The sequence below is a fragment of the Aminobacter sp. P4_D5 genome, from assembly GCF_056401815.1.
In genome coordinates this window covers 1-13,872 of the sequence record NZ_JBFUIP010000019.1, presented here as the reverse complement: position 1 = coordinate 13,872, position 13,872 = coordinate 1, and the positions used below count along the sequence as shown (strand labels likewise).

At 62.7% G+C, this 13,872-nt stretch carries 12 protein-coding genes; 2 read left to right on the top strand and 10 right to left on the bottom strand.

Going from position 1 to position 13,872, the window contains the following annotated elements; genetic code table 11:
• Nucleotides 1–206: 206 nt before the first annotated feature.
• The gene (locus AC1DWF_RS06740) at nucleotides 207–1,814 is read left to right on the top strand and encodes a GMC family oxidoreductase (protein ID WP_476788963.1); all 1,608 of its coding nucleotides are present in this window, start codon (nucleotides 207–209) and stop codon (nucleotides 1,812–1,814) included.
• 125 nt (nucleotides 1,815–1,939) lie between these two features.
• Here AC1DWF_RS06740 and AC1DWF_RS06735 read toward each other — a convergent pair whose 3' ends face one another.
• Both AC1DWF_RS06735 and AC1DWF_RS06730 read right to left on the bottom strand, forming a co-directional pair.
• Entirely contained in the window at nucleotides 1,940–3,148 is a 1,209-nt protein-coding gene (locus AC1DWF_RS06735) for an ABC transporter substrate-binding protein (protein ID WP_476782660.1), read from the bottom strand.
• Between the two features lie 102 nt (nucleotides 3,149–3,250).
• Nucleotides 3,251–4,057, bottom strand: a complete 807-nt coding sequence (locus tag AC1DWF_RS06730) for an SDR family oxidoreductase (protein ID WP_476804451.1) — start codon at nucleotides 4,055–4,057, stop codon at nucleotides 3,251–3,253.
• Nucleotides 4,058–4,200: 143 nt separating this feature from the next.
• On the opposite strand from AC1DWF_RS06730, the gene AC1DWF_RS06725 reads away from it, so the two are divergent.
• Nucleotides 4,201–5,826, top strand: coding sequence for an AMP-binding protein (locus AC1DWF_RS06725; protein ID WP_476788961.1), 1,626 nt, complete (start codon nucleotides 4,201–4,203; stop codon nucleotides 5,824–5,826).
• A gap of 168 nt (nucleotides 5,827–5,994) precedes the next feature.
• On the opposite strand, the gene AC1DWF_RS06720 is transcribed toward AC1DWF_RS06725, so the two are convergent.
• From AC1DWF_RS06720 to AC1DWF_RS06685, 8 genes are all read right to left on the bottom strand, one after another.
• The gene (locus tag AC1DWF_RS06720) at nucleotides 5,995–6,900 is read right to left on the bottom strand and encodes an SDR family oxidoreductase (protein WP_476782657.1); all 906 of its coding nucleotides are present in this window, start codon (nucleotides 6,898–6,900) and stop codon (nucleotides 5,995–5,997) included.
• A gap of 11 nt (nucleotides 6,901–6,911) precedes the next feature.
• Complete coding sequence (locus AC1DWF_RS06715) at nucleotides 6,912–7,484, bottom strand: DapH/DapD/GlmU-related protein (RefSeq protein WP_476782656.1); 573 nt, start codon at nucleotides 7,482–7,484, stop codon at nucleotides 6,912–6,914.
• Nucleotides 7,485–7,513: 29 nt separating this feature from the next.
• A complete protein-coding gene (locus AC1DWF_RS06710) occupies nucleotides 7,514–8,665 on the bottom strand; it encodes an acetyl-CoA C-acetyltransferase (protein ID WP_476782655.1) in 1,152 nt (383 codons plus the stop codon).
• The gene (locus AC1DWF_RS06705; RefSeq protein ID WP_476782654.1) at nucleotides 8,658–9,722 is read right to left on the bottom strand and encodes an acyl-CoA dehydrogenase family protein; all 1,065 of its coding nucleotides are present in this window, start codon (nucleotides 9,720–9,722) and stop codon (nucleotides 8,658–8,660) included. Before AC1DWF_RS06705 ends, AC1DWF_RS06710 begins: the two co-directional genes overlap by 8 nt.
• A 15-nt stretch (nucleotides 9,723–9,737) precedes the next feature.
• Complete coding sequence (locus AC1DWF_RS06700; protein ID WP_476782653.1) at nucleotides 9,738–10,901, bottom strand: acyl-CoA dehydrogenase family protein; 1,164 nt, start codon at nucleotides 10,899–10,901, stop codon at nucleotides 9,738–9,740.
• A gap of 40 nt (nucleotides 10,902–10,941) precedes the next feature.
• On the bottom strand, nucleotides 10,942–11,838 hold the full coding sequence (locus AC1DWF_RS06695) for an enoyl-CoA hydratase (protein WP_476782652.1): 897 nt from the start codon (nucleotides 11,836–11,838) through the stop codon (nucleotides 10,942–10,944).
• 114 nt (nucleotides 11,839–11,952) lie between these two features.
• Nucleotides 11,953–12,897, bottom strand: coding sequence for an aldo/keto reductase (locus tag AC1DWF_RS06690; protein WP_476782651.1), 945 nt, complete (start codon nucleotides 12,895–12,897; stop codon nucleotides 11,953–11,955).
• Nucleotides 12,898–12,936: 39 nt separating this feature from the next.
• On the bottom strand, nucleotides 12,937–13,872 hold a 936-nt coding region (locus AC1DWF_RS06685; protein WP_476841543.1), incomplete at its 5' end, for a GMC family oxidoreductase.

The following is a 13,872-nucleotide window of genomic DNA, read 5'->3' as shown; positions in this document are numbered from 1 at the left end:
CGCGGCAATGCGCATCAAGCCAGCGGGCCACAAAGGACCCGCCGACTCTGCAAGAGAAATCGCAGCAAGCCCGTGGTTCGAGCATCGTCCATGCGGACTAGCGCATGTTCGCCGTAGCCAAAAGCTGGGCGCTTGCTGGCATCGTCTAGCACCTGTTAGTTCGTTTGTGGGATGCGATTGCGGGCTGGGGCGACAGACATCGCCGCATGAGCGAATTCGATACGATCATCGTTGGCGCCGGATCAGCCGGCTGTGTGTTGGCCAACCGGCTGAGCGAAAACCCGGCGCACCGCATCTTGCTGCTTGAGGCTGGCCCTTCCGACCTGCATCCGCTAGTGCGCATGCCGCGCGGTTGGGTAAAGCTGACCAGGCACCCAAAGCGCTCCTGGAGTTTCCCGGTCGAACGTGAAGAAGGTCGTCCCGAAGGCGAAATTTGGGCCCGTGGTCGCGGACTCGGTGGCTCCAGCTCGATCAATGGCATGCTCTATTGTCGTGGTGCACCAGAGGATTACGACAGTTGGCGCAAGTTTGGCGCGAGCGGCTGGGACTGGTCCGTTATGGCGCCGGTCTTCAGCAAGATCGAAAACCATGAGCGCAGCGCAACCGACATTCGCGGCGGCGACGGCCCGCTTCAGGTCAGCATGCGGCCCCTCGCCGATCCGCTCGGCAACGCCATCTTCGAAGCCGGCGCATCGCTGGGGCTGGCAAGGCTCAATGACCTCAATGGCGAAACCCGTGAAGGCGTCGGCACCTATGCCCACACCGTCGGCCACGATGGCCGACGCATGAGTGCCGCCCGCGCCTTCCTGCACCCGGCGATGAAGCGCAAGAACCTCGTCGTGCGCACCGGCGTGCAGGCGACACGGATCCTCTTTGAAGACTGCCGAGCCGTCGGTGTCGAATTCGACAGTGGCACGCGCAAGGAAGTCGTGTGCGCCCGGCACGAAGTGATCGTTGCCTGCGGCGCGATCCAGTCGCCGCAACTGCTGCAGGTCTCGGGCGTCGGCCCGGCGGACGTACTCGCGGCGGCTGGCGTCAATGTCGTCGCGGCGTTGCCCGGGGTCGGCAAAAACCTCGCCGAACACCTCGTCGTCGCCCTGCCTCACCGCTTGGCTGGCCTGCCTGGCCACAATGGCCGCCTGCGCGGCCTGCGCCTCGTTGGCGAGGTCATGCGCTACTATCTCAACGGCACCGGCCTGATGAGTTTTGGCGCCTCCGAAATGGGCGGTTTCGTCCGCTCATCGCCTGGTGTAGTCCACCCCGACCTCCAGCTGTCGCTTTCGCCCTACACCTTTGCGCGCGGCCTGCTGCAAGGCAGGCTGAAGCTCGAGGACAAGCCGGGCCTCACGATTATCGGTTATGCGCTGCGTCCAGAAAGCCGCGGCGAGGTTAACATCCGCACGCCTGATATGCGCGACATGCCGCAGATCAAGCCCAACTGGCTCGCTACCGAAAGCGATCGCCGTATGGCGGTCGCGATGATGCGGACCATGCGCAACTTCGTCGCCCAGCCATCGCTACGCCCCTACGTGAAAGAAGAGATCTGGCCAGGGGCCTCGGTGCAAACGGACGAGGATTTGCTCGCCGCTTTTCGCGGCACATTCGTCTCCGGCCTGCATGCCATCGGCGCGTGTCGCATGGGTAGCGACGCCGACGCGGTGGTCGACGGGCGCCTCCGCGTTCATGGCGTAAACGGCCTGCGGGTCGTCGACGCCTCGGTCATTCCAGCGCCGATGTCCGGCAACACCAACGGCCCAGTCATGGCGCTCGCCTGGCGCGCCGCCGATCTGATAATTCAAGATAGAAAATTCTAGTAATATATTGTCATTACTCATTTTAAATATGAACCACGATAGCCCTGCCTAAGCCTGCATCTAAAAGCTAAAAAGGCGCCACCGGAATCCGGCAGCGCCTTTCCAAGTTCTGATGCCGCCCTGGATTATTGGGCGCAATCGGCGCGCTCGACCAGCCCATCCTCGCGCAGCAGATACGGGTTCTTGACCGCCTTCAGGCTCTCCACCGAAGGCAGGAAGTGGTTGTCGGCACTCGCCGCAAGCTTGCCGGTGAGGGTCTGGATGGTGCCAGCATTGGCCTCGATCCAGGCCGCGACAGACTTGCCGTCGGTCTTGCCCGAACCGTTCATCGCGGCAGCCAGGATGAAGGGCTGGATGTAATACGGCGTCAGCGCAGAAGGGCCGCCCATGCGGTCGAGGTCCGGAATCTCAGCCTTCGCCTTGGCCGCGAACTTTGCGAATTCCTTCTCGCCCAGCGCATCGCCCGGGCAATAAGTCATGCCTTCGAACTGCACCGAGTAGACGTCTTCGAACGGCTCAGTGCCGATCGTTGCCGCATTGCCGACCGCGTAGTTGGTCATGGTCAGGCTCGCCAGCACCGGCACGTCCCAGCCGATGTCGTAACGGTTTTCCAGCATTTTTCGCGAGTCATCGCCGATCGAATTGATCAGCAACACCGCCTGCGCTTCCGAACTGCGCAGCGAAAACAACTGTGGGGTCATATCTTCGGTGCGGAAGGCGAACTCCTGGACAGCAATAGGCTCGACGCCCTTGGCCTTCATGTAGTTGACGATGTCGGCGACAGCCGCCTTCGACATGCCGCCATTGTCCGAGATCAGCGCCAGCTTGTTGAGCTTCAGCACGTCGAGCGCATAGGCGATGTTTGGGATCATCTGGTTTTCGCCGATCGGCGAGGTCGAGAAATGATACGGGCCGACCTTCGGCGTCAGTTGGGTCGAGGCGGCGCTCGAAACCTGCGCGATGTTGGCCTCCGTGCCGATCGGCATCAAAGGCATTGTTTCCTGGCTTGTCGCCGGACCGACCACGGCCTGCACCTTTTCGCTTTCGATCAGCCGGCGCATTTCGCTGACGCCATGGGTCGGATCGGTCATGGTGTCGGCGAGCACCAGTTCAACCTTCTTGCCGAGGATGCCGCCGGCAGCATTGATGTCGTCGATTGCACGCTTCCAGGCGATCTCGGCATTCTTGCCGATCGAGGCACCAGCACCGGTCAGCGACATGATACCGCCGATCTTAATCGTCTCTTCGGCCTGTGCGGCGTTGACGCCAACAAGCGCGGTGAAAGACATCAGCGCTGTAGCGAGCGTGCGCCGGCGGAGGGGCGTTGAATTCATATTGATCGTCTCCTCAAAATCAGTCCCCGCCCTTCCACTCAAAGGCGGGTGGAAACATCGTCCATAAGGACCACATTCTATTGAAGCCTCGCCCTACCGTGCTCAGCTCGCGTCCGGCTTGGCGTGGCGTTTGATGAGGTCGAGAAACAACGGTGTCTCGCCGCCGCCATGGACCTCGAGCGTCGTACCGGTCAGGAAGCCCGCCGTCGGCCCAGCCAGGTAGAGAGCCGCCTCGGCGATGTCCTCGCCCCGGCCCATGCGCCTCATTGGCACCGAAGCGGCAATTGCCTGTTGTGCTTCGTGCGAACCATAGGTTTCGGCGGCCTTTACGGTCTCGACCAGGCCGACGACGATGGCGTTGACTCGTACCTTCGGAGCCCATTCCTGCGCCAGGCTGGTGGTCAGGCTGAGCAGGCCGGCCTTGGCAGCACCATAGGCAGCCGTGCCCGGCGAAGGCCGGCGGGCCGAAACGCTGGCGATGTTGATGATGTTGCCGCCTTCCGGCAGCTTGGCCATCCAATGATAGGCCGCCTGGGAAAGATAGAGCGGCGCCATGAGGTTGAGATTGACGATGGCGTCCGAAAACCGTGGCGAAACCGTCGCGGCCTCGACATGCGGCGAGCCGCCGGCATTGTTGACCAACACGTCGACACTACCATGCTCTTCGCCGACCCTGTCGATCAGCTCCTTGCAAGCTGCGGCATTGCGCACGTCGCATTGCATGAAGGTCGCTCGGCGGCCGTTGGCATGCGGCAGGCTGTCGGGCTCGCCGCGCGCGCAGACTACGACTGTCGCGCCGGCGCCCAGAAAGCCTTCGGCGATAGCGCGGCCGATGCCTTTGGTGCCGCCGGTCACGACGACCACACGTCCCTCGAAAATGGTCGAAGCCGGATGTGTGGCGCTGCTCATGTCGTTCTCCAAGCCTGCGTCTGCCGTTGCCCGTGATCCTACACGCCTTTAAGTCCACCAACGGCGGGTTTATTCGTCCCTTCGGACGATGCTGGACGGTATTCGATGCCTATGTTTCCGCCAAACTAGCCCGGCTGGCACCGATGCGCAGCCAAATCGTCGTCCCGCGCCGGACAGGTAACCAGATGATATCAGAAGACGCCGACTGGAAATTCACCACCATTCCAAATCTTTGCGCGCGCGCGGCCGAAGTCTACGGCACGCGTACCGCCATCGAGGACGGCATCACCTTAAGTTTCGTCGAGCTGGACGCAATCCGGCGCCGCGTCGCCAAGGCGATGATCGCAACCGGTGTTAAAAAGGGCGATCGGATCATGATCTGGGCGCCCAACACCTGGAAATGGTTCGCCACGGCCCTTGGCCTGGTCAGCGCGGGTGCCGTGCTTATCCCCGCCAGCACCCGTTTCAAAGGCACCGAGATCGCCGAACTGGTCAAGCGCAGCGGCACCTCGATGCTGTTTTCCGTCGGCGAGTTCCTGGGCACCTACTATCCCGACCAACTCAAGGCCGAAACGCGCGAGATCCTGCGCCAGGTGGTGGTCATCGGTGAGACACGCGGCAGCGACAGCGACTGGGAGACCTTCGTCGCCGGTGGCGAACGCGTCAGCGATACCGAACTTGCCGAACGCGAAGCAACTGTCGGCCCCGACGACCTATGCGATATGCTCTTCACCTCTGGCACCACGGGCTATCCCAAGGGTGTGATGTACGGCCACCAGCAGTGCCTCAAGGCGATCGACGCTTGGGCGACACGCGTGGGCATCCGCGAACACGACCGCATTCTGGTCATCCCGCCCTTCTTCCACGCCTTCGGCTACCGCTCCGGCGCAATCGTCTCGATGATGCGCGGCGCTGTGCTGATGCCGCACCTCACTTACGACGCCGGAGAAATCCTCGGCCGCGTCTCGGAGGAAAAGATCAGCGTCATCCCTGGCCCGCCTGCCATCTTCCACGGTATGCTCCAGCATCCGGAACTGGCGAAGTTCGACACCGGCAGCCTGCGCCTCGGCGTCACCGGCGGCGCGGTCGTGCCGTCGATCCTGATCCGGCGCATGCGCGAGGAACTTGGCTTTGCCGGCGTCGTCAACGGCTACGGCCTGACCGAATGTGGCGGCTACGGCACCATGTGCCTGGCAACCGATCCCGACGAGGTCATTGCCAACACCGCCGGCAAGGCGGCGCCAGGCGTCGAAGTCCTCATCATGGGCGATGACAGGAATTTCCTACCCGACGGCCAGCCCGGCGAGGTCGTCATCCGCGGCTACATCGTCATGAAGGGCTATTTCAACGACCCCGAAGCGACCGGCAAGACAATCGACGCCGAAGGCTGGCTGCACACCGGCGACGTCGGCTATTTCGACGCGGACGGCAATCTGCGCATCGAAGACCGTCTCAAAGACATGTACATTACCGGCGGCTTCAACTGCTATCCAGCCGAGATCGAGCGCATGCTCAGCACCCATCCGGCGATCGGCATCGTCGCCGTCATCGGAGTGCCTGACGAGCGTCTCGGCGAAGTCGGCAAGGCTTTCGTCGTACTGCGTCCAGGAACCATGGCCAGCGAAAAGGACATCATCGACTGGTCGCGCGCCAACATGGCGAACTACAAATGCCCGCGCAGCGTTGAGATCCGCCCGTCGCTGCCCACCAGCCCCCAGGGCAAGGTGCTGAAAAACCTGCTGCGGGAAGAGACACCCCAAGACGCTTGATCGCAGCCGCCGAAGCGTCAGGCTTTGGATCAGAAAGACAAAACGGGACGGTGCATCGCCGTCCCGTTCGTTTTGCAGCCAAGGCCCGGGCATTCGAGCTACGCCGGACAGCAAAAAGGGCGCCGGTTTGCCGACGCCCCTTTTTGCTGATTGCTTGGCTCGTATGGCCTACGCGCCGTAAACCGGTTTCGAGGCCGGGCGCTCCGCCACCAGTTGCTTGATCTTGTCGCCGAGTTCGGCGGCATCCCAGCGGCTGCCCTTGTCGAATTCGGGCCCGTCGTTCCAGCCCAGCGTCACGCGGATCTTGCCACCTATCAGCTCAAATATCTGCCCGCTCACATCGGCAGAGGCCGAGCTGCACAGCCAGGCGACCAGCGGCGCGGTGTTTTCCGGCGCGAAGATGTCAAATTCACCTTCCTTGGCCTGCATTGCCTCGGCGAATGCCGTTTCGGTCATGCGCGTGCGGGCATTGGGTGCAAGGCCGTTGGCGGTGATGCCATAGCGGCGCAGTTCGGCTGCCTGTACCAACGTCAGCGAGGCGATGCCGCCTTTGGCCGCCGAATAGGCACTTTGACCGACGCTCCCTTGAAGGCCTGCGCCCGACGAGGTGTTGACGATGCGTGCGTCAACGGTTTTGCCTGCCTTCTGCTGGGCGCGCCAGTAGTCGACGGCATGGCGGCTGACGCAGAAATGGCCGCGCAGATGCACACGCAGCACGGCGTCCCATTCCTCCGGCGTGCAGGACACGAACATGCGGTCGCGCACGAAGCCGGCATTGTTGACCACGGCATGCAGGTCGCCGAAAGCGTCAAGCGCCGCCTTGACGATGCGCCCGCCAGCCTCGAAATCGGCGACATCGTCATAGTTTGCAACTGCCTCGCCCCCCATCGCCTTGATCTCGTCGACCACTTGCTGGGCCGGGGTTTCAGCCGTGCTGTCGCCATGCGTGCCGACACCGAGATCGTTGACCACGATTTTTGCGCCTTCGGCCGCCAGACCGAGCGCGTAGGCACGGCCAAGGCCCCGGCCCGCGCCGGTGACGATCACAACCCTGTTTTCGCAAATACCCGACATGTCAGTCCTTCTCACTTGGTCTTCGACAGCCGCACGGCGCGAGCCTGGCCGGCATTGCGCTTGCGATTTGGCTCGGCGGTGCCGAGCGGCTCGCATTCCACGAGATCGGCAATCGATCGGTCGGCCAGCCGCTGATATTCGCCGTCGCCGTTATTGCGCCAACGGATCGCCTCTTCAGGCATTTCCTTGATAATCTTGGCCGGATTGCCGGCGATCAGACTGCGCGGCGGTGTCACCACGTCGTTCTTGACGAGGCTGAGTGCTGCCACCAGGCTGTCGTCGCCGATCACCGCCCCGTCGAGAATGACCGCGTTCATGCCAATCAGCGCGTTCTCGCCCACCGTGCAGCCATGCAGGATCGCGCCATGGCCAACGGTCGCGCCCCGACCGACGATGCAGTCCGACCCGGCGCCCGTATGCAGCGTGCAATTGTCCTGCACGCTGGCATCGCCGACGACCGTGATCCGCCCGAAATCACCGCGAAGCGACGCGTTCGGGCCGATATAGCAGCGCGGGCCGATGGTCACGTCGCCGATCAGCACCGCCGTCGGGTGCAGATAGGTGGTCGGGTCGACCACCGGCACGATGCCCTCGAATGCATAGACAGGCATGGTCAGAGCCTTTCGATGATGGTCACGTTGGCTTGGCCGCCGCCTTCGCACATCGTCTGCAGCGCATAGCGGCCGTTGCGGCGCTCGAGCTCGTTCAGCATCGTCGTCATAATGCGTGCGCCGGTGGCACCAAGGGGATGGCCGAGCGCGATCGCGCCGCCATTGACGTTGACCTTGTCGCGCGGAATACCAAGCTCCTTGATCCAGGCAAGAGGGATCGAGGCGAAGGCTTCGTTGCATTCGAACAGGTCGATGTCGTCGATCCTCAGGCCGGTCTTTTCCAGAGCGTATCGCGTTGCCGGAATGGGCGCCGTCAGCATCCACACCGGATCGGCGCCACGCACCGTCATGTGGTGGATGCGAGCGCGAGGCTTGAGATTGTGATCCTTCACGGCGCGCTCGGAGGCGATAAGCAGCGCTGCCGAGGCGTCGGCGTTTTGGCTGGCGACGCCGGCATGCACGCGGCCGCCCTCGATCAGCGGCTTCAGCGTCGCCATCTTTTCCAGGGTCGTGTCACGGCGCGGCGTCTCGTCGACGGCGAAATCGCCGATTGGGGCAATCTCATTGACGAAGCGGCCTTCATCGATCGCGGCAATGGCGCGCAGGTGGCTTTCAAGCGCGAACTGCTCCATCTCTTCGCGCGAGCATTGCCACTTCTCCGCGATCATCTCAGCCGAGCGAAACTGGCTGATCTCCTGGTCGCCGTAGCGGGCCAGCCATCCCGGCGAAGTGCTGAAGGGGTCCGGAAATCCGAACTGCTGTCCGACGATCATGGCGGAAGCCATCGGCACCATGTTCATGTTCTGCACGCCGCCGGCAACGACAAGGTCCTGCGTGCCGCTCATCACCGCCTGGGCGGCGAAGTGCACAGCCTGCTGGGCCGAACCGCACTGGCGATCAACCGTCACACCAGGCACATGGTCGGGTAATCCTGCCACCAGCCAGCAGGTACGGGCGATGTCGCCGGCCTGCGAACCGATCGTGTCGGTGCAGCCATAGATCACATCGTCGACCGCATTCGGATCGACGCCGGTACGCGACATGAGTGCCTTGATTGGATGGGCGCCGAGATCGGCCGAATGCAGCCCCGCAAGCGAGCCCTTCTTGCGGCCGACCGGCGTGCGGATGGCATCGACGATGTAGGCTTCAGGCATTTTCGGCCTCTCTGGTAAAGGTATGTTCGGGTCCGAGCGGGCGACCGAAGACGCGTGCGGCGACGCGCTCGCGGTGGAAGGCGCTACCGCCCCACCAGTTGGCGAGCGCAATGCCGCGCTTGAGAAAGAAGTGGACGTCCACTTCCCACGAATAGCCCATAGCGCCATGCACCTGGATCGAGGTACGGGCAGCGACGTCGCAAGCGTCAGTACAGGCGAGCTTGGCCTGCGAGATGCGGGCGCGGCTGTAGAGGTCGGCGTTCTCCAGCTGAGCAGCAGCCGCATGCAGCACCGGCCGGGCGAACTCGATTTTCACCTGCGCGGTCGCAAGATGGTGTTTCACTGCCTGGTAGGAGCCGATCGGCTTGCCGAATTGCTGGCGCTCTTTGGCATAGGTAACGCCGAGATCGACGCAGCGCTGGGCCATGCCTTGCATCTGCGCGGCTGCAAACAGCGCGCCTCGGTCGAGTGCCGCTGCCAATGGCGCTAAGGCCTGCGTTGCATCTGCCACCAACGTCTCAGAGCTTGGCGTGAATTCGACAGTGAAAAGGCGCCGAAACGGGTCGACGCTCGGCTGCGCCACGATGCTCGCATTTGCGCTCTCAACGAGATGCACGGCCCCGTCGCGCACGACGAGTATCGCAGCTGCGTTGTCGGCATCGGCAACGAACGGATTGGCCGGATGAGCCACCGCCACGGTCACCTCGCCCGCCAGCGCTCTTTCGAGCACTACTGCAGCACGTAGATTGTCGGCAAATTCCGCGAGCAACGGAAGCGCGACACCCGCATTCTCGACCAGCGGTTCCGGCAGCCCGGCATAACCGCAGGCTTCGGCGATCTGCACGAAATCGATGGCCTTGAGGCCGAACCCGCCCCTATCTTCAGCGACCAGCGCGCCGGCTAGGCCCATCTCCACGATCTTGGCCCAGCGGTTTTCGTCTCGCGCAGCGCCCTCGCCCATCAACCGGCGCAGGTCGGCCGGCTGGCAGACATCTGCGAGCAGTTCACGAACCACGTCAGCGGTCATCGTCTGTTCTTCGGAGAAACGGAAATCCATCTTTTCGCCTCCCCTTTAAGCGCGCGGCAGGCCGAGCATGCGCTCGGCAATAATGTTGCGCTGGATCTCGTTCGAGCCGGCATAGATCGGACCGGCGAGCGAGAAGAAATAGCCGTCGAGCCAACGCCCGATGTCGCCTGCCTCAGGTGCGCTGCGCAGGAGCTCCGCTCGCGCGCCTAGGATCGACAATGCCGCCTTGTGAAGCGCGATGTCCATTTCCGACCAGAATATCTTGTTGGTGCTCGCTTCCGCGCCAATATGGCCGCCGGCGGCAAGGCGCGATGCTGTGGCATAGATCGACAGCGCATAGGCCTCGGCGTCCATCCAGGCCTGCAGCACTGCCGCGCGGACTATGGGTTCCACCTCGGCCTCATGCGCTCTGTAGAGTTCGACCAGCTTGCGCGCCGCCACCTGGAAGCGTGCCGGACTGCGCAGCATCAACCCACGCTCGAAGCCGGCTGTCGCCATGCAGATGTTCCAGCCTTCGCCCTCACCGCCGAGGCGGTTGAATGCCGGCACGCGAACATTGTCGAGGAAGATTTCGGCAAAGCCGGTCTCGCCATCGATCTGCGGGATCGCCTGCACGCGCACGCCTTGCGCATTGAGCGGAAAAAAGATCAGCGAGAGGCCTTTGTGACGCTGCGAGGCCGGATCGGTGCGGAACAGGCCGAAAGCCCAATCAGCGAAGACGGCGCGCGACGACCAGATCTTGTGGCCCTTGAGCACATATTCGTCGCCTTCGGGCACAGCCGTGGCGCGCACGGCAGCCAGGTCGGAACCGGCCTGCGGCTCGGACCAGGCCTGTGCCCAGATCTCGTCGCCGGAAGCCATGGCCGTCAGGAAGCGCGCCTTCTGCTCCGGCGTGCCATATTCCATCAACGTGGGGCCAAGCAGGAAGATGCCGTTCTGATTGACGCGCAATGGCCCTGCGGCTCGGTAATATTCTTCCTCGAAGATCAGCCACTGGATCAGGTCGAGACCGCGTCCGCCATAGCTTTCGGGCCAGGTGACCATGCCCCAGCGGCCTTCGTTCAGCACGCGCTCCCAGGCGCGATGCGCTTCAAAACCCTCGCGGCTAGCGTCGAAGGACGGAAGCGGCTTTTGTGGCACATGGGTTTCGAGCCAGGAGCGCACTTCCTGTCGGAAGGCCTTCTGCTCATCGGTGTAGTTCAAATCCACGCGTGGGAAATCCTGTTGGGTCGATCTGGCGGCGAATGGCTCAACCTTCGCCAGCCTGCTTCTTGTTAGCTGCTGCCATGCTCTTGGCGTCCTGCCCGCCCAGCGTGTTGCCGGTGGTCAGGTCGTTCTGGGCATGGGCGAAATGGTGCATGTGGTAGTGTGCATCCATGGCCGTGCGCTTGCCGCGCAGATCCTCGACATGGTTAATCGCCTGCTTGGACAGCCAGAGCCCAAGGCGCGGATATTCGGCGAGTTTGCTCGCCATGCTGCGACCGGCGTCTTCGAGCTCTTCGCGCGAGACGATCTTGTTGACCATGCCGTATTTCTCGGCGCGTGCCGCTGGCATCCGCTCGCCCATCATCAGGAACTCCTTGGCAATGCGCGGCGGCAGCTCGAAGGCATGGGCGAAATACTCGACGCCGGGGATGCCCATGCGTACCACCGGATCCTGGAAAAACGCATCGTCAGTCGCAACGATAAAGTCGCAGACCCAGGCCAACATCAGTCCGCCGGCAACACAAGCACCCTGCACCAGGGCGATGGTAGGCTTGGGAATGTCGCGCCAGCGCCGGCACATGCCGAGATAGACCTCGTGCTCCCGGGTGTAGAGCATCTCGGCCGCCGGCTTGTTGGTGTGGTTGGCCCACATCAGGCGGCGGTCGAAGCTCTTGTTGACGTCACGGCCGGGCGTCCCGATGTCGTGGCCGGCAGAGAAATGCTTGCCAGCGCCACGCAGGATGATGACCTTGACCGCGTCGTCGTCGACGGCGCGTTTGAACGCATCATCGAGCGCATAGGTCATCTGCGAGTTTTGGGCATTGTTGAACTGCGGGCGGTTCATCGTCACCCAGGCAATCGGCCCTTCGGTCTCGTAGAGAACCGGCTGGTCGGTCTCATAGGCGATATCGGCCGTGCGCGGCTCTACCAGATCACTCATTTCAGGTTTTCCGCTGACAATTCAAATTCGTAGCTGACGGGAAACTACGTCCGCCAGCAAGCGGCGCAATCGTCCAAAGGGACTAACGCATCGGCGGAGCTGTGCGTCGTCCAGTCACTGGCAGATCGTGTCGATCTCGGCCAATTCTTCTGCCGAAAGCTTCCACGAAGCAGCAGCAGCATTGGCGACAACCTGTTCGGGACGCGTTGCGCCAGCGATGACGCTCGACACGATCGGCTGCGACGCCAGCCAGGAGAAGGCCAGTTCGAGGATGGTCTTGCCGCGCGCCTCGCTGAAGGCGATCAGTTTTTCCACCTTGTCGAGATTGGCGTCGGTCAGGCCGGCCTTGAAGTAGGCCATGTTCATGCGGGTGTCGGCGGGCATTTCCTGGCCCTTGCGGTATTTGCCGGTCAAAAGGCCGCTCGCCAACGGGAAATAGGGCAGCAGCGTCATGCCCATACGGCGCATAGCTGGAAACAACTCGGTTTCGGCCGCGCGTGAAATCAGATTGTATTCGGCCTGGGTGGATTGCAGGCCGTGCAGATTGTGGTGGCGCGAGGTCCAGCTGGCGTCGACCAGCTGCCATGCCGACAAATTGGAGCAGCCGAGATAGCGCACCTTGCCTTGCTTCACGAGATCGTCGAGGGCGCGCAGCGTCTCTTCGATCGGGGTCAGCGGATCCGGGAAATGATACTGGTAGAGATCGATGTAGTCGGTCTTGAGCCGGCGCAGACTGTTTTCCACCGCACCCATGATGTAGCCGCGCGAACCGTTGTAGCGCGTGCTCTTTTCGCGATTCAGCGGCGAAGCGAACTTCGTTGCCAGCACCACGTCTTTGCGCCGGTCGCCAAGGACTTCACCCAGCGCGGTCTCCGAACCGCCATTGACGCCATAGGAGTCGGAGGTGTCGAGTAGCGTGATGCCGGCGTCCAGTGCTGCATGCACCACCTTGCGCGCAGCTTCAGTGTCGAGGCTTTTGATCATACCGCCGAAATTGTTGCAGCCGAGGCCGACCACCGAAACCTCGAGGCCAGAACGGCCCAGAACGCGCTTTTCCATATCGCCTACTCCATCATCATTCGTCGCTAAGCATATGTATCAATTGATAGTCGCCTTGATCATATCGGCCGCCTTCTCGGCGATCATGATGGTCGCGGCATAGGTGTTGCCGTTGACCAGCACAGGCATCACCGAAGCGTCCGCCACCCTGAGCCGCTCGACGCCGCGCACGCGCAGTTGCGGATCGACCACCGAGTCTTCATCTGCGCCCATTCGGCAGGTTCCGGCGGCATGGTAGTGTGTCACCGTTGTCGCAAGTATATCGGCGCACAAATCGTCCAGCGATCGTATCGGCCGGGCCGGCAGCAACTCCTTCCCAAGCGAGTTTGCAAGAGCCGGCTGATGCACGATGGCACGCGCCCGGTCGGCACCTTCTGCTAGGATGCGGATGTCGCGCGGGTCGGAGAAATAGTTCGGCGAAATCGCTGCGTGAACAAGCGGATCGGCTGATTTCAGCGTCACCCGGCCGCGGCTATAGGGCGATCCGTGGTTGAGCAGCAGCGTGAACCCATGCTGCTTGGGCAACATGCCGAGCACGCCCGGCCCGCGCCGGATGACCAATGCCGGTGCCATGCACACCTGGATTTCGCCACCGGCATCGCGGCTATCTGCCTGGAAATACCCACTCGTCGGAAACAGCCCACGGCTCAACACGCCGCTTCGCCCGAACAGATATTGTGCGCCGGCCTTGAGCGCGCCCCATGGACGCACGTGGCTGTAGGCACTCACCGGCTTGGTGGTCGTGTACATCAGCCGATACATCGGGTGATTCTGAAGATTCTTTCCAACCTCTGGCCTGTCGGCCACCGGCTTGATGCCGAGTTTCTGCAGTCGTGCTGCTTCCCCAACGCCCGACAGCATCAACAATTGCGGCGAATTGACCGCACCGCCGGAAAGGATCACCTCCTTGCGCGCGCACGCCAGTTTCACCTGTCCCGCCCGGGCGAACTCCACGCCAGTGGCGATGCCGCGCTC